Annotated in this window: 26 protein-coding genes and 2 pseudogenes; 15 read left to right on the top strand and 13 right to left on the bottom strand. The window is 64.5% G+C overall.

Annotated features, from left to right (window positions below):
* Positions 1-601 precede the first annotated feature (601 nt).
* Genes KM842_RS12515 through KM842_RS12505 form a run of 3 tightly spaced genes read right to left on the bottom strand, consistent with a single transcriptional unit; the run spans position 602 to position 3,042 of the window.
* Complete coding sequence (locus KM842_RS12515; protein WP_216258825.1) at positions 602-1,426, bottom strand: nucleotidyl transferase AbiEii/AbiGii toxin family protein; 825 nt, start codon at positions 1,424-1,426, stop codon at positions 602-604.
* The gene (locus KM842_RS12510) at positions 1,423-2,133 is read right to left on the bottom strand and encodes a hypothetical protein (protein WP_253206124.1); all 711 of its coding nucleotides are present in this window, start codon (positions 2,131-2,133) and stop codon (positions 1,423-1,425) included. The genes KM842_RS12515 and KM842_RS12510 overlap by 4 nt, the downstream gene beginning before the upstream one ends.
* 60 nt (positions 2,134-2,193) lie before the next feature.
* The gene (locus tag KM842_RS12505) at positions 2,194-3,042 is read right to left on the bottom strand and encodes a site-specific integrase (protein WP_216258822.1); all 849 of its coding nucleotides are present in this window, start codon (positions 3,040-3,042) and stop codon (positions 2,194-2,196) included.
* Here KM842_RS12505 and KM842_RS16085 point away from each other — a divergent pair.
* The 4 genes and pseudogenes from KM842_RS16085 (at position 3,041) to KM842_RS16070 (ending at position 5,854) form a co-directional block, all read left to right on the top strand.
* Positions 3,041-3,379, top strand: a complete 339-nt coding sequence (locus KM842_RS16085; RefSeq protein WP_367397695.1) for a helix-turn-helix domain-containing protein — start codon at positions 3,041-3,043, stop codon at positions 3,377-3,379. The genes KM842_RS12505 and KM842_RS16085 overlap by 2 nt on opposite strands.
* A gap of 711 nt (positions 3,380-4,090) precedes the next feature.
* A pseudogene (locus KM842_RS16080) lies at positions 4,091-4,456 on the top strand (MMPL family transporter); the annotation flags it as partial.
* A 64-nt stretch (positions 4,457-4,520) separates the two neighbouring features.
* Positions 4,521-5,231, top strand: a complete 711-nt coding sequence (locus tag KM842_RS16075) for an MMPL family transporter (RefSeq protein ID WP_367397694.1) — start codon at positions 4,521-4,523, stop codon at positions 5,229-5,231.
* A 29-nt stretch (positions 5,232-5,260) separates the two neighbouring features.
* Positions 5,261-5,854, top strand: a complete 594-nt coding sequence (locus tag KM842_RS16070; protein ID WP_367397693.1) for an MMPL family transporter — start codon at positions 5,261-5,263, stop codon at positions 5,852-5,854.
* A gap of 219 nt (positions 5,855-6,073) precedes the next feature.
* Here the strand turns inward: KM842_RS16070 and KM842_RS12490 are convergent, their stop codons facing one another.
* From KM842_RS12490 to KM842_RS12460, 7 genes are read right to left on the bottom strand one after another with little or no spacing between them, the layout of a single operon-like run.
* Complete coding sequence (locus KM842_RS12490; protein WP_216258818.1) at positions 6,074-6,373, bottom strand: hypothetical protein; 300 nt, start codon at positions 6,371-6,373, stop codon at positions 6,074-6,076.
* Positions 6,328-7,101: a hypothetical protein gene (locus KM842_RS12485; RefSeq protein ID WP_216258816.1), complete on the bottom strand. Its 774-nt coding sequence runs from the start codon at positions 7,099-7,101 to the stop codon at positions 6,328-6,330. Before KM842_RS12485 ends, KM842_RS12490 begins: the two co-directional genes overlap by 46 nt.
* A gap of 20 nt (positions 7,102-7,121) precedes the next feature.
* Positions 7,122-7,373: a hypothetical protein gene (locus tag KM842_RS12480; RefSeq protein ID WP_216258813.1), complete on the bottom strand. Its 252-nt coding sequence runs from the start codon at positions 7,371-7,373 to the stop codon at positions 7,122-7,124.
* Complete coding sequence (locus tag KM842_RS12475; RefSeq protein WP_216258811.1) at positions 7,370-8,212, bottom strand: antitoxin VbhA family protein; 843 nt, start codon at positions 8,210-8,212, stop codon at positions 7,370-7,372. Before KM842_RS12475 ends, KM842_RS12480 begins: the two co-directional genes overlap by 4 nt.
* Before the next feature lie 52 nt (positions 8,213-8,264).
* On the bottom strand, positions 8,265-8,543 hold the full coding sequence (locus tag KM842_RS12470; protein WP_216258809.1) for a hypothetical protein: 279 nt from the start codon (positions 8,541-8,543) through the stop codon (positions 8,265-8,267).
* Positions 8,544-8,556: 13 nt separating this feature from the next.
* Positions 8,557-9,570 carry a hypothetical protein gene (locus KM842_RS12465; protein WP_216258807.1) on the bottom strand — a complete coding sequence of 338 codons (1,014 nt, stop codon included), beginning with the start codon at positions 9,568-9,570 and terminating at the stop codon, positions 8,557-8,559.
* A 22-nt stretch (positions 9,571-9,592) separates the two neighbouring features.
* A complete protein-coding gene (locus KM842_RS12460) occupies positions 9,593-10,189 on the bottom strand; it encodes a hypothetical protein (RefSeq protein ID WP_216258805.1) in 597 nt (198 codons plus the stop codon).
* Between the two features lie 179 nt (positions 10,190-10,368).
* On the opposite strand from KM842_RS12460, the gene KM842_RS12455 reads away from it, so the two are divergent.
* On the top strand, positions 10,369-10,521 hold the full coding sequence (locus tag KM842_RS12455; protein WP_216258803.1) for a hypothetical protein: 153 nt from the start codon (positions 10,369-10,371) through the stop codon (positions 10,519-10,521).
* Between the two features lie 62 nt (positions 10,522-10,583).
* Positions 10,584-11,093 carry a DUF723 domain-containing protein gene (locus tag KM842_RS12450; RefSeq protein WP_216258801.1) on the top strand — a complete coding sequence of 170 codons (510 nt, stop codon included), beginning with the start codon at positions 10,584-10,586 and terminating at the stop codon, positions 11,091-11,093.
* A gap of 85 nt (positions 11,094-11,178) precedes the next feature.
* Here KM842_RS12450 and KM842_RS16110 read toward each other — a convergent pair whose 3' ends face one another.
* Both KM842_RS16110 and KM842_RS16105 read right to left on the bottom strand, forming a co-directional pair.
* Positions 11,179-11,271, bottom strand: a complete 93-nt coding sequence (locus KM842_RS16110) for an Lsr2 family DNA-binding protein (RefSeq protein ID WP_437124551.1) — start codon at positions 11,269-11,271, stop codon at positions 11,179-11,181.
* Between the two features lie 98 nt (positions 11,272-11,369).
* Positions 11,370-11,585, bottom strand: a pseudogene (locus KM842_RS16105) (Lsr2 dimerization domain-containing protein); the annotation flags it as partial.
* A 190-nt stretch (positions 11,586-11,775) separates the two neighbouring features.
* Between KM842_RS16105 and KM842_RS12440 the strand changes: the two are divergent.
* The 9 genes from KM842_RS12440 (at position 11,776) to KM842_RS12400 (ending at position 19,228) form a co-directional block, all read left to right on the top strand.
* Entirely contained in the window at positions 11,776-12,498 is a 723-nt protein-coding gene (locus KM842_RS12440; RefSeq protein WP_216258799.1) for a hypothetical protein, read from the top strand.
* Complete coding sequence (locus KM842_RS12435; protein ID WP_216258795.1) at positions 12,495-13,040, top strand: hypothetical protein; 546 nt, start codon at positions 12,495-12,497, stop codon at positions 13,038-13,040. Before KM842_RS12440 ends, KM842_RS12435 begins: the two co-directional genes overlap by 4 nt.
* Positions 13,037-13,594, top strand: a complete 558-nt coding sequence (locus tag KM842_RS12430; protein ID WP_216258793.1) for a hypothetical protein — start codon at positions 13,037-13,039, stop codon at positions 13,592-13,594. The genes KM842_RS12435 and KM842_RS12430 overlap by 4 nt, the downstream gene beginning before the upstream one ends.
* Positions 13,595-13,724: 130 nt before the next feature.
* The gene (locus tag KM842_RS12425) at positions 13,725-14,789 is read left to right on the top strand and encodes a hypothetical protein (RefSeq protein WP_216258791.1); all 1,065 of its coding nucleotides are present in this window, start codon (positions 13,725-13,727) and stop codon (positions 14,787-14,789) included.
* 147 nt (positions 14,790-14,936) lie between these two features.
* Positions 14,937-16,103, top strand: a complete 1,167-nt coding sequence (locus tag KM842_RS12420; protein ID WP_216258790.1) for a hypothetical protein — start codon at positions 14,937-14,939, stop codon at positions 16,101-16,103.
* Between the two features lie 186 nt (positions 16,104-16,289).
* Entirely contained in the window at positions 16,290-16,721 is a 432-nt protein-coding gene (locus KM842_RS12415; RefSeq protein WP_216258789.1) for a hypothetical protein, read from the top strand.
* 285 nt (positions 16,722-17,006) lie between these two features.
* Positions 17,007-17,849, top strand: coding sequence for a hypothetical protein (locus KM842_RS12410; RefSeq protein ID WP_216258788.1), 843 nt, complete (start codon positions 17,007-17,009; stop codon positions 17,847-17,849).
* 175 nt (positions 17,850-18,024) lie between these two features.
* Complete coding sequence (locus KM842_RS12405) at positions 18,025-18,624, top strand: hypothetical protein (protein ID WP_216258787.1); 600 nt, start codon at positions 18,025-18,027, stop codon at positions 18,622-18,624.
* A 58-nt stretch (positions 18,625-18,682) separates the two neighbouring features.
* Complete coding sequence (locus tag KM842_RS12400; protein ID WP_216258786.1) at positions 18,683-19,228, top strand: hypothetical protein; 546 nt, start codon at positions 18,683-18,685, stop codon at positions 19,226-19,228.
* Positions 19,229-19,351: 123 nt separating this feature from the next.
* On the opposite strand, the gene KM842_RS12395 is transcribed toward KM842_RS12400, so the two are convergent.
* Complete coding sequence (locus KM842_RS12395; RefSeq protein ID WP_216258785.1) at positions 19,352-19,549, bottom strand: hypothetical protein; 198 nt, start codon at positions 19,547-19,549, stop codon at positions 19,352-19,354.
* Positions 19,550-19,566: the final 17 nt, after the last annotated feature.

The raw sequence follows: 19,566 nt of genomic DNA, 5'->3' as shown, positions 1-19,566 counted from the left end.
GAGTGTGAGATCGGTGGTGCTGGGCAGGGGACCCCGACGAAGTCGTCCGGAAAAAGTCCCGATCAGAGATCAGTTGTGGAGTTTTGAAGGCACTGCGACGGAAGCGAAGATTGCCTTCCGCCATCGACGATGCCCGCGCGTGTCGTCCATCTCATCGGTGGTGCCTCTGGACTCCGTGACAACGTCTTGATGAATGCGCCGAACGTCATCGACCGTCTATCCGTCCCCGAGGAGCGCCCAAAGCGCCTCGGTCCAGATCAGTCCTGACGTCGCTACGACGGCGGTCGGCTCGGGGCGCCTGCCAGTAGTGCTCATGCGTGCGACTGCGCTGAGAGCGGTTCGTCGCCTGTGCTCAGCCAGCCGACAGTGCGGTGTCTCCCAGGAGCCCTCAGTCGCCACAATGCGGTCGTGAGCATGTGGAACCACGCGACCGCGAGGAAGGTATTGCCCCGCCAGTACTTCCTGTAAGTGCTGCTATCCGCCGGGGCACGACGTGTTCCGGTCACCTGGCGCATACCGTCGGCTTCAAGGTTGCCAATCCCGAACCGCGAGTGACCGTCGGAGGCAGTGCTGGTAGGAGTCGGCAAAAATGGAGCCGGGTTTAGAGCAAGGTCGCGTCGCTGTCGGGGCGGGCACGGTTCGAGAACTTGCCGCCGTTGCCCGGCTGCCCTACATCCTTCCGTCGCGTAGGTGGGGAGCCGAAGGTCGGCGCGTTCGCCGAGCGCTGCCGTGCAGCGAGCTGGTCCTTGGCTTCGTTGCCCCATTCCTTCCCGAGGGTTGCGATGGCTTTGCGCTGCTTGCGGTTGACATTGGCGATGTTCGGAAGCAGTTCGAAGATCTCCGCAACGTGACCGGGGATGTCGGCCTCTGAACCAGCGGTCGCGTCGAAGAGGATCCGTATCGCGTACCCGCTGTCGAGGTTGGCGAACGGGCTGTCGGCGGCGGGGAAGAGCATGGCCATCACCTCGCGGGCGTCCTTCGAACCCTTCGTGCTGTCGGGCCGGTCGATGAGGGCGGCCATCTTCGAGATGACGTGAGCTTCCGGGTTCAGGAGGAGCCAGTTCTTGATAGGCACCGGGTCCACGTGGTTGGCGAGCACATCGACTTTCAATCGAAGCTTTCCGCCGAGCTCCGACTCATAGGGAATGTACGCATCGATGTGGATGCCGTCGATGGTGCCGCGGACCTTCTTCCCGCCGAGATTCGGGTTCTCGCTGTAGTCCTCGAGCGTCTCCCGGAGAGTGGAGCGGAGCGACTGGCTCTTGACGATGAGGTCGATGTCGCGGGAGAAGAACGAGTCGCCGCCGAGTCGCAACCAGGTCGCCCACCCGCCGATGAGGATCGAAGGATCCAGGGTCTCGCCGAGGCTGTCGACGAGCGCGTGGAGGCGGCCGAGCTCGTCCATGGTGAACGTGGCGTCTGTCATGAGCGCGTTTCCTTCTGGTCCCAATCAGGTGTAGCGAAGTGTCGAGACCAGAGCATGCGGCGAAACTCCTCCGCCTGCCACCCGGCTTGCGCGAAGAGATCCGCGTAGGTCTGAGCAAGGCTTGAGTAGCCGTTTGTCCAGTTGCGGGTCGCACGCTTGTCCATCGCCAGGATCGACACTTCGTCGCCAGATGGCAGCGGCTCTGTGATGGTGTTGGCAGGCATGTAGACGTACCGCATCCCGACGTCCGCGACGTTGTTCCACCCGTCAAGGTAGACGAGAGCGGCGTCAGCTCCTCCGATGGCGTAGGGGCGCTGACTCGAGTCCATCAGGGACTGCGCGGCCTCCAGGGTGGTTCGGGCAATCGTGTCCTTCCGAAGGTTCCGCCAGGCGGCGAGGAGCGTCAATACCTTCTCCGGATTGGTCGTGGCAACGCCTGGGTTCCGTGGTTCCATCGCGCCGATCTCGAGGAGCCGCTCGATGGCGAGGTATCCGGTCCGCAGCGGCACGCCCGATTCGTCGGCGAGCTGGCCTACGCTCGACCACCGTCGTTCACCACGTAACGCTGCGTCGGCGACGGTTCGCCAGACGAGCTCGTTTCCCTTCACGACTACTCCTTGCATGTTTTCCTGCAACCGAGGTTGCAGGTTTTCCTGCAAACAGTGTTGCATGTTTTCCTGCAACCGCGGTTGCAGGTTGTCCTGCATGCCTATGCGCGGATCCCGGCCAGTGCCGCGGTGGCGAGGCGTAAGCCTCGACTGCGAGTGCTACTGGACGAACGGCAGCACCCGATCGAGCGCTTCCGCTGATTGCAGGCCGGCGACCCGCAGGAGCATCTTCAACGGGGTGCCGCGCTCGAGGTGTCCGACGAGCCAGGTGGCCCGCATCCGACGGCTCTGGATCTCCATAGGTGCTGCGGTGCGGGAGATGAAGTCGGTGATGAGGTTGATGTTGCCGCCGCGCTGGTCTGCGCGGAACGCCCATCCGGACCCGTCCATGTAGTCGAGTCGTGCCCGGAGACCGGCGTCCCATTCAGCCAACACGGGGACCTGGCGTCCACCGTCACCGGCGACGTGCACTACGACCAACTCGCCGTCAGCGTCCACCTGCTCGAGCCGCACCCGAATGATCTCTGCCCCGGTGAGCCCTGCCCCGAATCCGAGCGAGAGCAGTGCGGAAGCGGATGTCCGTCGCTCATCTGACGTCTGCGCCCGAGACCACCCTTCGAGCGCGGCCTGCTCGACGGCTGTGTATGGCGTGACTGCGTCCGCTTTGCCGAGCGCTTTGAACTTCCCGGCCGCGTCGTCACCGAGGAGCGCTTCGGAGACGCGTCGGAGGCGGGCCCGGACGGTGTTCCGGCTGGCGCGGTTGTAGCCGGCGAGGTGATGGATGACGAAGCGATTCACCATGTACGGATGGAAGACGGCGCCGTCCGTGAGCGGTGCGTACTCGGATCGGGCGAAGTGAGCGAGCCGTGTCACGGCCGGGTACAACTCCCGGGCGCTGTAGGTGACGAGGGGTTCCGCCCGTGCGACGACGTCGTGGACGTACGGGGCGATCGCGTCCCAATCTCTCCCCGGGAGTTGAGGCCGGTACGGACGAGTCGGATCAGCCATGACGTTGTCCCGGATTACGTACCGTGCCCCCTACGCTTTCGGTATGGGTCGACCGATGCGTGCGTTGCCGGTGGAGCTCGCCGACGCGCCGTGGCCGGAGGTTCCGTCCGAGGACCCGTTCGGGGAAGTCGCGAGAAAGTTTGTCGTGAATCTTCGTGTAGCGATGGCGGGGCGAAGCCTTCGAGCGGTTGCTGCTGACGCCGGGCTTGGTCATGTCACTCTGCAGCGGGTGCTGGCTGGTCAGGCGTGGCCGGATCTGCAAACCATCGCTCGGCTTGAAGAGGGTCTGGATGCTGAGCTCTGGCCCCGTCGGGCCGGCGGACACGCCACTCGTTGAACCGGACGGTGTCCACTGAGAACCGAAGCCATCCGTCCAGGTCGGGGACGGACGGTCCTGGCGGGTACCAGTAGCTGTTCGTGATGTGCGCGAACAGTTGAAGCGGCGACCAGGTGTCCGGGTCGTCCTCTAGAAACTCTGGCGGCGCCGGCCGTACCTCGACGCCGCGTCGTTCATCGAAATCGTCGCGATCCGCGACGTAGCGCAACGCCAGGCGTTGCAGCAGCCGAAGTATGTCTTCGTTGTCGCCGGTCGCGTCGACGATGACCTCACGGGTCTCGAGGTCCAACCGTGCGATGGCCTCACCGTCGGCGCTGCTGACGAAGATGTTCACACTCGAGCCATGCTCCGAACCTCTCACGCGCACTCCCTTCGGCGGCAACACCGATGTCGGCCAGCCGACGCGCGGAATCTCGTACGCGCTGAGCGCCGCCGCGAACTCTTGCAACTCGGCGTCCCTATTGGTCATAAGTAGGAACATACTTACCGGAGCCGAGTGTGTCCAGGGCGGCTCATGACTAGCGAGAGCAGACCGGTTCCGGCGGGGATGAGTGTGAGACCCACTCGCCCAAAAGCGACCATTCAGAGAGTAACTCCAGCTTGCGCCGGGGGCCGCCCCTTCCGCGAGCGTTCCGGTCATGAGCGCCACCACCTGAACGCTGGTCGCTTCACCAAGAGCACGGACCCTTGAGACGTGAACGCTCCGGCGAGATGCGTGGGATTCGTGGCCTCCACAGCGGGGCAGCACGTACGGCGCGCGACGAACATCGTCTTGTCGCGACCAGGGGTTGTGGCACAGACGAAGGGATCGGATCGCGGTCCTGTCGGGACAGTAGGTCCTGCCGGCGAGTGACTCGAGCTGCACCTGTTCTGGCTGGCATCGCCGTGTCCGTCCTCGGCGTCACCGCATTCTCGAGTCTCGTGCAGTTCACCTCGGTCACGACGATCCTCGGCGTGATGCTCGGACTCGCGGTCGGTATCGACTACTCACTCTTCATCCTCAACCGGCACCGGAACCAGCTGAAGGAGGGCATCCCGCTCGACGAGTCGATCGGCCTCGACAACGGCACCTCGGGCAACGCTGTCCTCTTCGCCGGCTCGACGGTCATCGTCGCCCTCCTCGCCCTGAACATCACGGGGGGTGTCGTTCCTCAGGCTGATGGGGACCGTCGGTGCCGTCTCCGTGGCCGTATCCATCCTCGTCGCCCTCACGCTGACCCCCGCCATGCTGTCTGTCGTCGGGCTCCGCATCCTCCGGAAAAGCGAGCGCCGCCGGTCGGCCGCGAAAAGCCCCTCGTTCGTTCATGTGAAGCCGATGAGGACCACGCGCGCCATCGCGACCCTAGTCATCGGCGTGGTGGCGCTCGGCACCGTCGCCCTCCCGTCTCTCGGTATGCGCGTCGGACTCCCCGATGGATCGTCCGAGAGCACCGGTTCGAGCCAGTACCGGGCGTTCACCGCAATCGCACAAGAATTCGGCGGCGGTGAGAACGGACCGCTGCTCGTCGTCGCGGACCTTCCCCGTCCCGAGAAAGCGACGACGCTGTTGAACCAGGAAGCGACCCTCAGCGACACCATCGCCTCTCAGAAGCACGTCTCCGCCGTCGCCCCAATCGGCGCCAGCCGCAACGGACGCGTCGTCGCATTCCAGGTGATCCCCACGACAGGCCCCTCGAGCACCGTCACGGAGAACCTCGTCCATCAGCTCCGAGACCTGACGCCGGTGAGCACGTCCGAGGGTCGGGTCAGGGTGGGTGTCGCCGGCAATGCCAGCGCCAACATCGACGTGTCCGACAAGTTGTCCGCCGCGCTGCCCCTCTACCTCATCGTGGTCGTCGGCTGTCACTGCTAATCCTGATGGTCGCATTCCGATCCGTCCTGGTGCCGTTGACCGCGACAGCCGGCTTCGTCCTGTCGTTGCTCGCGGCGTTCGGTGGTCTCACCGCCGTGTACCAGCACGGATGGCTGGGAGAGCTATTCGGCGTGCACGACCCCGCCCCGATCCTGAGCTTCCTGCCGATCATCGAAGTGGGAGTGCTCTTCGGGCTGGCGATGGACTACCAGCTCTTTCTGGTCTCGGGCATGCGCGAGGCTTACTCCCGAGGTGACTCAGCGCGTGTCGCCGTGCAACGCGGAGTCCGCGCCGGTCGCGCCGGTCGCGCCGTGGCCGCCGCCGCGGCGATCATCATGACGTCCGTCTTCGCCGGATTCATCTTCTCCGACTCCTCCACCGTGCGACCCATCGGATTCGGTCTCGCATTCGGTGTGCTCGTCGACGCTTTCGTCGTTCGGCAGCTTCTGATTCCCGCAGCCATGCACCTCCTCGGACGGATGGCATGGTGGTTCCCGAAGTGGCTGGATCGCATCGTCCCCGATCTGGACGTCGAAGGAGCTCGCCTGCATCGCCCGGAGGGGCCCCCGCCGGGCACCCCGGACGCGTCGGACGGACTGGTTCAGACACCTCCGAAGCGCTGAGCAACAAGCCTCCTATGGGTGACACGTGCCCCCAGCCGGGATGCAGTTGCACCCCTGGGTGCTGGGCTAGGGCCAGAGTGCTTCAGCAAACGGCCATCCAGCGGTCGGCGCTCCTCCGTCGCTCGGTTGACAACTCGTGTGTCGCGTATTGCCTGTCCGAGTTGATTCTCAGAGAGCTGCCTCGACGGGATGCGCTGGTGGCGTTGAGGCGTGCCGTGTTCAGCTCGGCAGGTTCCATCTGAGGTCGTACCCGGTGTCGGCGAGGAACTGCAGCCGGTTGCGGAGTTCTTCGAGCGATGCCGTGTCGTCGTCGTTGCGCATGTCGGCGCGGAGGAGTGTGTTGGCGGTGATGATGTCGTCGGTCCGGTCGCTGTAGCCGGCTGCTTCCGCGGTGAGGAAGATGGTGGGGTCGGCGGGTCGGATGAGTTCGGTTCCGGAGTAGCCGACCGTAACGGGCTCGAACCCGAGCGATGTCATGTCGAGTTCGTGCTCGGTGAACGCGACCAGCCGGTACGGCATGTCTCGCTTGCTGATCTTCGGGTATCTCGCTTGCTGATCTTCGGGTATCCGGGACCTTCCGAGATGGCGCGGCCGGAGATTCGGCAGCCCGCGCTGATGAGCCGTTCCGCTTGCTCGACGAGCGGCAGTTCCGAGGTCCACCGAGTCCGGACGCCGCCTGGGCCTGGGTAGCAGGCGATGGCGAAGTCGATGAGCCCACCGACTTGCCGTGATTCCCATCCGATGTCGGTTCGGTGTACGCGTTTGCCGAGCCGGGCGATCGCGTCGTCGACCTGCCCCGCGGTGAGTCCTACCCGCACGAGCCTGTCGAAGTTGGAGCCGTTGATTGCCAGCATCCGCGCAACGGCGAAGGTGATGTACATCGGTGCAGCGTCTTTCCACCGCTCGTGCACGCCGAGAATCTGCTTCCCGTCAATCCACACGCGTCGCCGGTCGACGTCGACTAGTAGAACGGTCGCCGTCTGTTCGGCGAGGGCAATCTGAGTGACCGTCACGGTCCGCGGCGAGATCAGCAGCAGGTCTACATCCGCTTCCTCACCGCGGGGTCGTTGCGTCAGTGTCGGGATGCGTGCGCGGCGGCCGTCGGCGAGGCGGATCGTGTCGTGCGTCTCCACGACGGCGGTGAGTCCGGCGAGTTTCAGGACGGCGAGGGCGTCGGTGACGTCGGTTGTGTCTCCGAGCCCGTACGGCATCGTGATCTGCGGCTGGCCGGCGTAGGCAGCGGTCACCCACTCGAGTGCGGGCCCCATCAGCTGCGCTCCCCTGGAGTGTCGGGGCGGACGAGTGCCATGAGCCAACTCGCTTCGGTGAGGAACGGCTCCCACCCGTCACGGCTGTCACTGTGCGCTGGCTCGAGCCGGTAGTCCGCGGCGTCACCGGTGCCGTGGACGATGACCCGCCGAAGTTCAGGGTTCGGCGGGTCGCGGAAGAACACGTGCCCGTGCACGCCGGCGGCATCGAAGGCGACGTCGATGAGGAACAGGTCCGGCCGGCTCGTCACAACCGCCACTGCCGTCCGCGGAACAGAGCGACGATCGTCGTCAGGGGCCGGCCTTCGCGCATCCAGTCCAGCGGTGTCAGGACCCGCTCGTCGATGGTGAGGAAAGTGCGGGGTGTGGTCATGAACTCGGTCATCGCCGCCGCATCGAGGAGTGGTTGCGGTGCCGCCGCGTAGAGCACGTCCAGGCCGGGTAGTAGCGAGGACGTATCACCGAACTCGGGTAGCGCCGGCTGGAGGAGTTGCCAGTCGGGAATGCGCTCCTCGCCCTCGAGATCGAAGCTCAGCAGCCGGTTCGACCCGAACAGCTCCCCGACTGCGTCGATGCTGATCTGCAGGGCCGCTGCGGCTTCCGCCTCGGTCAGGGTCGAATCCAGCAGGTGCCGGCGGATACGGGCCTGCGTGGTCCGCCACCACTCTTCGGGCACGTCCGCCGTGTCGATTGGGGAGTCTTCGGGCGCGCGGGGGATCTGTCGGCCTTCGTCGGTGTAGACGCTGAGCTGCTCACGGGTGACTTCACCGCGGGCGTACATCCACAGCTGCGACTGCCAGGGCATGTCGTCCGGGAACCCTTCCAAGTAGCCGGAGTGGATCGCCGCCCGGACCGCTTTCTCCCGCTTCGCGATCTCCGAGGCGGGGATGAGGAGGGTCTGCACGATGCGATTCGCTTCCCGCACCGCCGGCACCGTCAGGTCCGTGTTGGTCCTCTCGTAGAGCTCGTACCCGGGCTCGACATCGATGGGTCGCACGAGGATCTGCGCCAGGTGCGCGTCCGGGTTCTCCGTGTCCTCGAGGAGGACATGCCCCCAGAGGATCCGGTCGTTCGACAGGTGCATGGACACCAGACGCATCATCAGCAACTACCTCCTCGGGGTTAGGCGGGAGCGGGGCGGGTCAGGGCTGGGGGAAGTCGGCTTGGGTGCGGCCGATGCGGTCGGGCGTGTAGCGGAGGAGGAACCGCATGATGCGGTCCGCCTCGGCCATCGCTGGCGCCGTCGGGTCCTGCGCCGTCGGGTCGACGTTGGTGAGCCGGAACCAGGGCGGCTCGTCGGCGTGATCGACGAGGACCGTGGCCGACTTGTCGTCGGGATGGGCAGGGTCGGTGAACATGACGGAGCCGAAGAACCGGGTGTCGTCGTACGCCAACGTCAGCGACAGCAGCTGCAAGGTCATCAGCGGGCTCTCGTCAGCTGCCGCCGGGGTGCCAGCGGAGATCGTGGGCGAGGTTTGCTTGGAAGTGCAGCAGCTGCCGCAACCCGTTCACCGCATCCGTGTTCGCGGCCACCCAGCTGTCCTCGTAGAGGACATGCGCGGTGATGAAATCATCCGTGCAGCACCCCTCAGCGCCGGTCAGGACATTGGTGTCCTGCGGAATGACGACCGACACCGTTGCCTCAATCACGGTGGCGGGCTCGTAGCCGAGCGCGGCCATGTCGGGGTGCTGGGCGAAGAACGCCGTGAGCCGGTTCGGTGAGACGAAGACGCCCGCCTGCTGCGCCGCCCACCGATCCGACATCACCCCACCCAGCCTGATGAGTTCGTCTGCTTGCTCGTCGATGGTGGTGTCGCGGCGCCAGCAGGAGCGGACCCCGCCGTAACCCGGGTACGCCGCCAACGCCCAGTCGCACAGGGCGGCCCGATCGGCTGCTTCCCACCCGATCGGTGTGTGGAAGACGTGCATTCCGAGTGCGGGCATGACCGTGCGGACGTCATCGGCTGGAATGCCGATGCGGTCCGCGATAGCGCGTGTGCCGCCGCCGTGCAGGGCGATAGTGCGGGCGATGCCAAACGCGGTCCGCCACCCCGATGTCGCGTCCCGCTCCATTGAGGACCCGTGCACCTGCTTGCCGTTCGCCCAGACGCGTTGCCGTTTCCCGTTCACGAACACCAAGTCCGGGTACCGGCGGACGAGCGAGAGCACGCCGCCCTCAGACCCGCCGGGAAGAACGATGAGGTCCTCATCGCGTTCGGCGGGGGTGCCGTCGTCGTTGATGGTGGCGGTTGGGTTCGGGGTGGTCAGGAACCCGGACCGGCCGTCATCGAAGCGGAGCCGGTCGAACACCTCCACCTTCGCTGGCATCCCAGCCGCCGCGAGCGCGACCAACGTCTGCGTGATGTCGATCGTCCACCCGAGCCCGAACGGCAACGACAGGATCGTTTGCTGATCCCGGATGTCCTGCACCCACTGCCGGTCACTCATCAGCGCCGACCCCGCCCGGCCTTCACGGCCGGGGCGCCTCACGGCCAGCGAGCCGCGGGTCGTCTTCGGAGAGCCGCTCCAGCCCGAGTCCGGACGCGTCGAGGATTGCGTTCTCGGACTCCTCCGTGGCGACGAACGACCCGATCTGCGCGTTGACCGCGACAAGAGTCCCGATTCGACTCCGCGCGTCGAGCACGACGGCTGCGACTTCCTCGTCCGTGCAGTCGGGGGTCAGTTCCGGCTTCGAGGGATGCAGGGCGGGGAACTCGAGCTGTTGGACCGGCGGATGCCACTTCACGCCAATGCGAAGCACACGACCGTCGACATCGTTGCGGTAGAACATCGACCCGAACGGATGACCCATGTCGAGTGTGAGGTCCGCGCCATAGAGCGTCCAACCGTCGGCGGCGTAGACCTCGTGCCACCGCTGCACGGTGAGGGCGCCGATACCCATCTTCAGACCGGGGATGAGAGCTTGGCCGTCTCGAACCTCGGCGTAGAGGGCCTGGAGGTCCAGGGGCGGCGCGTCCCGCATCACCGTCAGTGGGATGCGTTCAATACGGTGCGGGGCGACGTTCTGCCGCCGGCGCGGGGCCGTTTCTCCACTGCCGCTGCTCATAGCGAACCCCCTCCTGCACCAGGTGAAACCATCTAGTTCATAGTAAGGAACTAAAACTCTGTTGTCTAGACCCGACCTGACGGATCCGTCGGGCCTATGCCCGGTGGTGAGGGCGGTCCGACGTGTCCGACGTGTCCGACGTGTCCGACGTGTCCGACGTGTCCGACGTGTCCTGATCGGTGCTGCTGCCCCTGAGCGGCTCCACGACGTTCGACTTCGATGACGCCGTCGTCCTCGTCGCCGTGCTCACGGAAGGCGTCCGGATCCTCCGCGAGCGCGGTCACCGGGAGCGCGACGAGGTACTCGCCTGGCTCGCCGACCACGCGCGCTGACCGCCACCGCACAGCAAGGTGATCGGTCCGCGCATACAGGGAGTGACCGAAAGGGGCGCCCCATGCCGAACCAGTCCCGCGCCGACCGACTCGACGCGTTCATCACAGCTGCCACCACGAAGCACGACGGGAAGTACGACTACTCGCAGGTACCGGCGATGTTCGTCAACGCGCACACGAAGGTCACCATCGGCTGCCCGGACCATGGCGACTTCGACCAGGAACCGAACGAGCACAAGCGCGGACAACGCTGCCCCGACTGCTCCGGACGGCGGAACTCCCGAGCATCGGTCCGCGGTGGCCGATTCACGACTCGAGCCGCTGAGCTGCACCGAGACCGTTACGACTACTCCACCGTCAGCTTCACCGACCAGCACACCGACGTGACCATCCTCTGCCGTCAACACGGTCCGTTCACGCAGCGTCCAACGAACCACCTCGCCGCCGGCGGCCCAAGCGGCTGCCGCGACTGCGCCGACGAAGCCCGACGAGCGTGGTCACTCGAGCAGTGGACACGGCGCGAACGCACGCAGCGACGCGACCACGACACGGGTGAGTTCTTGGCCGCCTAGACGGAAACGACCGGTCACCGTGGGGGACAGCGACCCGGTCAGCAGCTCGTGTGTGGCGAGCCGGACGTCAGCGTAGCGACAGTGGTCAGTTCGCCGCGTCGTACGCGTCGCGGGCCTGCTGGCCGATACGACCTCGAGCAGCGACCTCAAGGTGGTTCGCCATCGCCCAAACACGGATCTTCGCGAGCTCGTCGGGCTGATGCGACCCGTTCGACGAAGTCGACCCGGATGGGGTCTGGGAGCGGCCGGACCCTTCCAGTCGGCAGCGATGTGGTTCAAGAGCGCTTCGTGGAAGCTGTCGGCGTTGTCCTCAGTCAGATCGATCTTGTAGCTGCTGCGATCGATGGCGAACCGGACAGGACGGCCCCTACAGTCTTCGACAACGCCGCCGGACATGTCGTCGACGTGTTGCTTAGTGACCGCGCACGAGGGCCAGCCCTCACCCGATACCGTCCGTGCCGAGGAGGAGGCGCTAGAGGACGCCGCTGTCAGCAGCGCAGCAACTCTCGCCGCATAGAGTTGAACATGTTGCGTTTTCGTTCGTTCACGGGAAGTTCCCGCTCAGCGGAACCCGGCGTGACGAACCGAAAGTGAGGATCGGAGTGAGTACTGTAAGCAACATGAGCATCCCGGCGGAACCCTCCGCTTCGAACGTCCGCCGGTACGCGGGGTCGCGCTGACGGTGTACTTCGCACAGATCAGGGGCCTGCTCCTGACCTCGTTGGCGCCGCTGGTGGCGGAGGTAAAGAAGGACTTCCCGGTCGTCAGCGAGCGATTCGCGGAGCTACCCTGGAAGTACGACACCGAGGATGACGCGCCGATCCCGCTGCCTGAGGATGACGCGTTCCCGTTCCCCTACCTCTCGTTCGGCAACGGCAGCGGGCACGCCATCAACTTCCAAGACGACCGGTTCCGACTGACCTGGACCTTCTCCGACGCCGCGGACTACCCCGGTTTCGACGAACTGAGCCGGCAGCTTGGAGTGCACCTCGACACGTTCGCTGACCACGTCCGTAGCGAGGCTGGTGCCGATGTCTCCATCAGCCACGTCTCAGTCCAGTACGAGAATCAGCTCGGCGACACCTCAGTCCCAATCGACATCGCGTTGCGCGCGCATGGTGTCCAGTACGACGCTGTCGCATCAGCAACAGCACAGGACGTGCAGGAAGCAACGTTCCACGCCACCGTGCCGTTCGAGTTCGACGGCGGAACCGCGGAGGTGTACCTCCTGACTAGACGCGACGTCGACGGCACGATGTTGGGGTTGCGATCGACGGCTCGGCTGCCCGAGCCCGCCGACACAGATTGGCGGGCTCTTCTGCACCGAGCACACGACAACCTGATTAGTACGTTCGACCGGGTGACGTCGAGGCAGCAGAAAACAGACTGGGGGATCATCAAATGAGCGTTGTCAATGACTTCTATCAAGCACGCGCGACGAATACGTCGTGGGCGAGACGACAACGAAGTGCCTGGCTTCAGAAGCTGCGTGCGAGCACAAAGGTCAGCTCTCACGAACATCACGACCGTCTCGCCGCTGATCGCGACGTGCTTGCCGACGCAGTCATTGTCACCAACGATGCAATTCAGCGGGCTACCAATCAGATCGCGCAGATCGAAGAACACGTTGTTCTCGGTGGCGATGTTCGCAATCGTCTATTGACCTGCCTTCGCGCGTCGCTCAGCGCTGACTCCGTGTTCCCCACCGTCACTAGCGACGGGGATGATGGGCTCATCGCACAGTGGAGGGCTGGAGAGCGCTTTCTCGCTGTAGAGATGACGTCGGACGGCGACTATTCGTTGATGCTTGTCGATAGTGACGGGGTGCTCCGCAGAAACGAGTCCGCAAGTGGGTACCCAGACTTGGACAATCTGAAGGCGCTTGTCCGCGATTTCACTGCCGCGGTCGTTGCACGAAACCCGCGCTGGCGCGACCTGTTCGAATGACCGCCCCCGACCCTGAGTGGGTCGTCGACGATGAAGACGTGCCGGACGAGGCGACTCTTTTCCGGCGGGTCCCCGATCAACCCGACTTCCTCGACGTCGACCTAAACGGCGGCCCGCCCCGTCTGGGCCTTGGCGTCTTCTCCTACAGGGATGAAGACGGAATGTCTGTGTACGTCTCGAGCCGGATGAAGGACGAGGAAATCACAGACGAGGAACTCATCGACTGGAAACGTGTTTACCTCTGCCGGTTCCCCGTCGCTACGGTCCGGCGTGCCGATGCTGCGGGGCCTTATCCGGACGGCACCGCACCGGTTGGATCGGACACGGAGACAGCAGGCGGCGTAATCCTAGATGTCGCCGCATTCCCGGACGACGAGCGTGTGCAGCGGTCGCATGGGCTCGTTCGGATCCCCATCCCGCCCAAGGCGACAGGTTGGCGTCCGATGTGGAACGCGTTCCGGATCAAATTGATGCAAGCCACACATGTCAAGGTCGCGAAATCCGCGGATTGGATTGTCCCGACAACGAACGGCAACCCCGCGCGCTCGACGTAACGCTCGAGACGCAACCGCGCAGGTGGGAAGCCCAGCACTGAGCAGCGTCTCGGCTGTGCTCGCTGGACGAGGGTTTCAGCACGGAAAAGGACGGCGCAGGAAGCGGGAGACGAGGGGTGAAGCAGCTGCGATGCCGGCGCAGATGCTCTCTGCCGAGCACGTCGGTTGGTGCCGCTATTGTCTAGCTGTGGCGCGGAACCGACGACACCGGGAGCAGGTACCGGTCAAGGTCAGAATCGGCCGCGCACTTATCTGGCCGCTCAAGCCCCCGGCACGCGACTCCGAACATGCTTGGGACCTCGAAGCAGTTGCGCGCGAGGAACGTGACGTCCGAACAGGCCTCCTGAGCGCGGGAGTCGCGCTCCTGCCGCTCGGCGCCGCTCTTCTCGCAGCTCTCAACCTGCTACAGCAAGCGCACGGTGACACCCGCCTCACCCTCGCTGTTCTCCAGAATCTCTCACTGACCAGCCTCGCCTTCGCAGTCCTATTCGGCCTATCGACCGCGGTCAGCGCGGGCCTCGCAATCGGGTTCTCCTCCGTCAGCGGTGACCGCTCTATGCCTCCTTCGGTGCGTCGCGCCGCGTCCCTCGGCTCGACTGCCCTCCTGATCGTCACCTTTTACACACAAACAGCGACCGTCTTCCTCTTCGCGCTCGGGATTTGCTACTTTTTCTGGCGATTTCCACCAAAATGGCTTCGAGCCCGCGACCGGCAGCAGTCAGGGTTGCCCGTCGAGGAGTGGCTTCAAGGCTCCCAGCCGCAGGACCGTGTTCTGCGTCAACTCTGGCAGAAAGCACGTCAGCATCCAGCAGAGATGCGTCCCATCGCCGAAAAAGTTCTTTCCCGACAGGAAAACATTGCGCAACACCGCGTGCCCGGACTGCTCTCCGCTGCCTGGGTTGTGCTCTGGGCAATCTTTGGAACCTACGGCTACTCGCTACTCACGACGCCAGTGCAACTCGCCCCACTTGAATCCGTCACCTTCGGAAAGGGCGCATCGGAAGTAGGGTATATCTTCGCGGACTCCGACTCCGGAGGCATCTTCGTCTACCGGGACATGCGAAGCGTCCGGCGCCTCGACAGTGCAACCATCACAGCGCGACAGCTCTGCTGGAGCCCGCCATCCATTTTCAGCCGCACACTCATCAGTGCGTTTAACCACGAGAAACGGCCCGCCGGTCGAGCGGAATGTTGACCGGCATGACAGAGGTCATGGCGGTCGCAGAACCTCAGCTTGTTTCCACAGGGCTCCTCGGCTCGTTGAAGCATTGGGCTCATTCGCGGCGACGTTCGGGCGTTCGCCTTGCCAGCAGGCCCGTCAATGGACGGAGGGGGCACGCCTGTGAGCCGTCGTGACCGCAACTTCTGGAACAGCGATGAGGGGAAGCGCGCACAAGACCGTGCGCGGCAGTTGCGTATCCTGCGTATCCGTCTCGATCGCCAGCCGCTGACGAAACGGTCAGCGGCACGAAGCAAACGAAGGAACGCTGACTTCGCTGAGCTGGTCGAGCGTGAGACGGAAATCTATCGAGCGCTCCCTCGTGACAGTTGGCCGAAGCCACGAGCTGGCGTCGCGCTCGAGGTCATCGTCTCAAGTCCGCAGCCTCCGCGGGTCGACAGCGTCTGTAAATGGCTTCTGGATTTGCTCGGCTCGGAGACTCGGCCTGCCGTGTACGTCGATGATCGGCAGGTCGAGATGCTTCACGCTCGATGCTGGCCGCCGTACGACGTGCGGGAACCGCTCATGCTGATCAGTGCGCGGACAGCAGCGGACGCTCGAGCCGCGCTCCGGCGACGTCACGACCCGGATGTGCGAGATGGCTTCGACGATCTCGACGACCGGCCCTGGGACCGCCACCGTGCGGAGGCCGAACTCGAATTCGCCCTCGACGACCTCGGCTACGCCCCGGACTCACCTGAGTCAGTGGAGGAGCGAGAGTCAGCCGAGCAGCGAGTTCGGAGGACCTGGCAGTCGTACGACCTGGGATCAGTGGACGAGACGATCCGGCTGGTGTACCGAGCGGTCGCCGAGGGACGCGAAGGGAAAGTGAGTCCGGGTGCGACCCTGGAACAGTTGAACTCTGGGCGGCTACCGGTTTTCAACCTCGGTACGGTCCCTAGCGAACACGGTCGAGGCGCCGACTTCAAAGATAGCTTTCGGCGTGCGTTGACTGACTTCACGGCAGCCCACCGCTGGTGGCGGTCCGTTGAAGTGCCCGTCGGGCTGAGCATCTTCCATGCGCCAGGTCCCGCCGGGAAGGACCTCGACAACATCCTGCTGAACCTCGTGCCAATCCTCATCGAGATACTCGAGCCGCCACAGTACGAACGGTGGACCTTGGACAGTGAGACCACCCCGTGGATCTCGTTCATCGAGGCCACAACAGTGCAGGCCGACGAACACCTTCCTGCTGGTGATCTCGTCGTCGCGCTCACCAACGGGGATCGGTACCAAAGCTGGTGGTCGCAGGCCGAGGACGAAGTCGAACGGCATCTCACGGAGTGGTAAAAGTGTCGGCCCACGGTGACGAGTCCCGTCGAGATGCCGCTACGACTTCGTGACGGCGCCTCGGAGGTCATCAGGACGGCGGGAGGCCGACAGTCCAAGGGCTCGAGAACTTGCGTGCCGACGTCGAATCGGCCAGTTGGCAACTCACCAGGGCCGATCTGAGCGGCCTCGCGGTAGCGTAACGCCATGGCAATCGACCCTTATGATCTGGGCCCCGCCCGCGTTCAACACGACCAGTGGCTCGGCACGGCGGCAGCCGAGGAAGACATCACCACGACCTCGGATGATCTGTATGAGGTCGTTGGGTTGGACCGTGCTAAGTGGACGATCGTCGGTCTCGAGTTCTTCGATGGCACATCTGCTCGCGCTTCCCGGGTCACGGTGCAGGCTTTGGATCGGGTGAAGCACGGACTGCTGGACGCCCGGTACGAGGACCTCCGAGCGTTCACCGACAGCCGCGGCCATCTACCCGTCACCAGCTTCGAGGTGCACGGCACGCAGGTCGAGGAGATCACGAAGCGTGTCTTCAAGCGGTATATGGTTCGGCTGACGACCGCGTCGTTTGCCGACACGCCGCTGCGGGTTGAGAAGCTCGGCGACCTGAAGCTCGACGAGTAGACGGTCCCGCGTCGCCCGAATCTGCCGTCCCTCCTGCTGTGCGCTAGAGAATTCGCATTCATCCCGGCGCCGACGAGAGCCTACTTGCCGCCACCACCGGTACGACCCACATCCCGCCCTCGTCCCGCCGTCCGCCCGAGTTCGGGGCGAACGGCTCAACTGAGTGTGACGAGGTCAGGACCCATCGGTCTGCGGAACGAGTCAGCTCAACGCGCCGGATGAGAACGTCGACGGTCAGATCCGCGGTGACCGGCGCCGAACAACGCCATTTGCGAGAATGAAGTCATGGATGACTCCTGGGTTCCGATTGGCGCCAACCCCTTACCTAAACCGCCGCCGCTTGTACCCGGCGTCCCGGAGTGGCTGCGTCCCGAAGTCGGGCAGTTCCTCGCACGATCGGCGCGACGACGCCCGCATTGGCTCGTCGAGTACCGGCTGACTCGCCGGAACACCGTCGACTACGACGAACTGTTCGAGCACGTAGACATGGTGGATCTAGTCAAGGCCCTAGGCGAGGACGAAAGCCTGAATCTTGTCGATTTCGTGTTGCGGTTCGGCGACCCACAACGCCAGCACGTCGAGGAGCTTGCTCACTGGCTGCACATCGGCGGGTCCATGTGGAGAGTCGGGCAACGTTTCGGCCATCCTGGCCTCGAACAGCGAGTGCCCACCTCCGTGCAGAATATCGCCGACGCCGCGATGGATGCTCCCGGAGGTGCCGGCGACCTTCTCGCCGATGCATGGGCAGCAGCTTTTGGCGTGCAGCCGGATCCCGAAGTTGCATACATGAAGACCGTGAAAGCTGTTGAAGCGGCAGCGGTACCTCTCATGTACAGCGATTACAAACTGGCCACGCTCGGGAAGGTGATCAAACGTCTCGAGGATCGGAAAGAATGGACCCTCGGTTTTCGCCTGGAAGGAGCGGGTGTCGACTCCGGCGAGATGCTGTTGGCGATGATGCGGACCATTTGGCGAGGCCACGCCGACCGCCACGGTGGACAGGCCGATTACCAGCCGAGTTCGCAGTCAGACGCGGAGTCAGCCGTGCTTCTAGCCACCGTCCTCATACAACTGATCACCAGCGGCAAGGTCATCCAGCGCGACGCGCGAGATTCAGACCGGCCGTGATGCATCGGGCGCGACAGAGGTGACGAGCCGGACCGCACCCGGGACATGGTTAGTCATCGGGGAAGTGGCCGTGCGCCCGACCACTCGACCCGTACTGACGGCACGACCGCCTCCCGTTATCGTTCCGCGAGGTTCGCAGGGGATTCTGGCGGATCGCTTAGACCATGATGGGGCTGTGTCTTGGCTCGGTTTCGTTGACTCTTTGGTGCGCTCACTCGCGTGGCCCGCTGTTGTCCTCATCGCTGCTCTGCTGTTCCGGACTGAGGTTGCGGGTCTTGTCGCCCGGTTGACGCACCTGAAAGTACCTGGCGGTGAGGCGACGTTCGGCGAGAAACTGGCGAAGGCCGAGCGGACATTCGAGAAGTTTCAGGCATCGGTGACGGGTGCTGAAGCTGCGTCCGGTCAACCGGGTGTGGAGGAGCCTGACGGGGCGGGCATCGCTGATTTCGGGCCACTGGAGCCTTCGGCGCTGGTGTTGAGCTCCTGGGAGCACCTGGCGGAGGAGATCATCGGTCTCGCGCATGTGGCCGTTCCCGGAGTGCGCACGACGAACGCCGCATCTGCAGCGGTGGCTCTTGAACGCGCTGGCACCGTCAACGACCTCTTCGTCGAGACGGTGAATGAACTCCGCCAACTTCGGAACGCAGTTGCTCACGCTAGGGAGACCCCGACCCCGGGCTCGGCGATAGCGTACGCAGAACAGGCCCGCGAGCTGCGGGTGGCCTGCAGAGCGCTCGCGCAGTTGCACAACGGTCGCAGCGAAGCAGCGTCTTGACCCCGAAGCTTAGGTGCTTCCAACTTCGCTTCCCCCGTTCACATGTCAGAGTCGATGTGTGGACCTTGACACGCTGCGGACGCTGCCATCCTCTGACCAGCGGGTGTTCCTGCTCGGCAGGATCACCTCGGAGACGACGAGTCTCGATGCGGCACTCCGGTTCGTGCATGCTGCTCTGCGCGGACGTCACGAGATCGATGCGTTCCTCGACGCGCCGCGGTACATCACGACGATCGTCAAGGAGTGCAAAGCGCTCCTCAGCCAGCGAGATGACATCGATGATGGCGGCCGGCGAGCAGTGAATGCGATCCTGACCGCCGCGAACAAGCTATACACGTCACGGAACCGGTTCATCCACGACATGCTCCGTGCCGACCTCCTCAGCGGTAGATGGGAACTCGCAGGGCTCGAGCGTCAGCCAGACGGCGAGCAGGACATCACCGCGACCACATTCGACGGCATGGTCGGACTTGTTGAAGATCTCGTCGGCGTGACCTGGCGGCTCCGGGGCGCGGCGTTCTACATCCTCAACGGCTCCTGGAGCGGACTCGCGACCGGAGCCGTCGAGGGGCAATGGGACGGCAGTGCCGACTACGTCGGCTGAGGGCTGACGGGGCAGCCGACTCTGCCGCAGCGACACCCTCCCACACTCCTGGAGCGTCCGCGCCTGGTGGCGAGAAGCTCAGATGCGAAGCAGAAGCAGCGGCGAGCGGAATCTTCGGAGAAGTCAGTCGATCCGGTGCACTCGGACCGCCCGGTTCATGCCGTCTACCATCATCTTCCCGCGTTCGATGGTGACCCATGGCATGAACGAGTACCGATACTCGTAGTAGTACTCGTCCTGCTTCCACCGAGAGCCGTCGAAAAGCTCGACGACTGTATCGCCGTCCCATCCGGACCATTCGCCGGCTAGTCGCTGCCGCATCTACGTCACTACCTTCC

Origin of the sequence: Curtobacterium sp. L6-1 (assembly GCF_018885305.1) — a bacterium.
Lineage (GTDB): Bacteria > Actinomycetota > Actinomycetes > Actinomycetales > Microbacteriaceae > Curtobacterium > Curtobacterium aetherium.
Note: the sequence above shows the minus strand (reverse complement) of the source record. Positions and strands in the feature narration are given on the sequence as shown.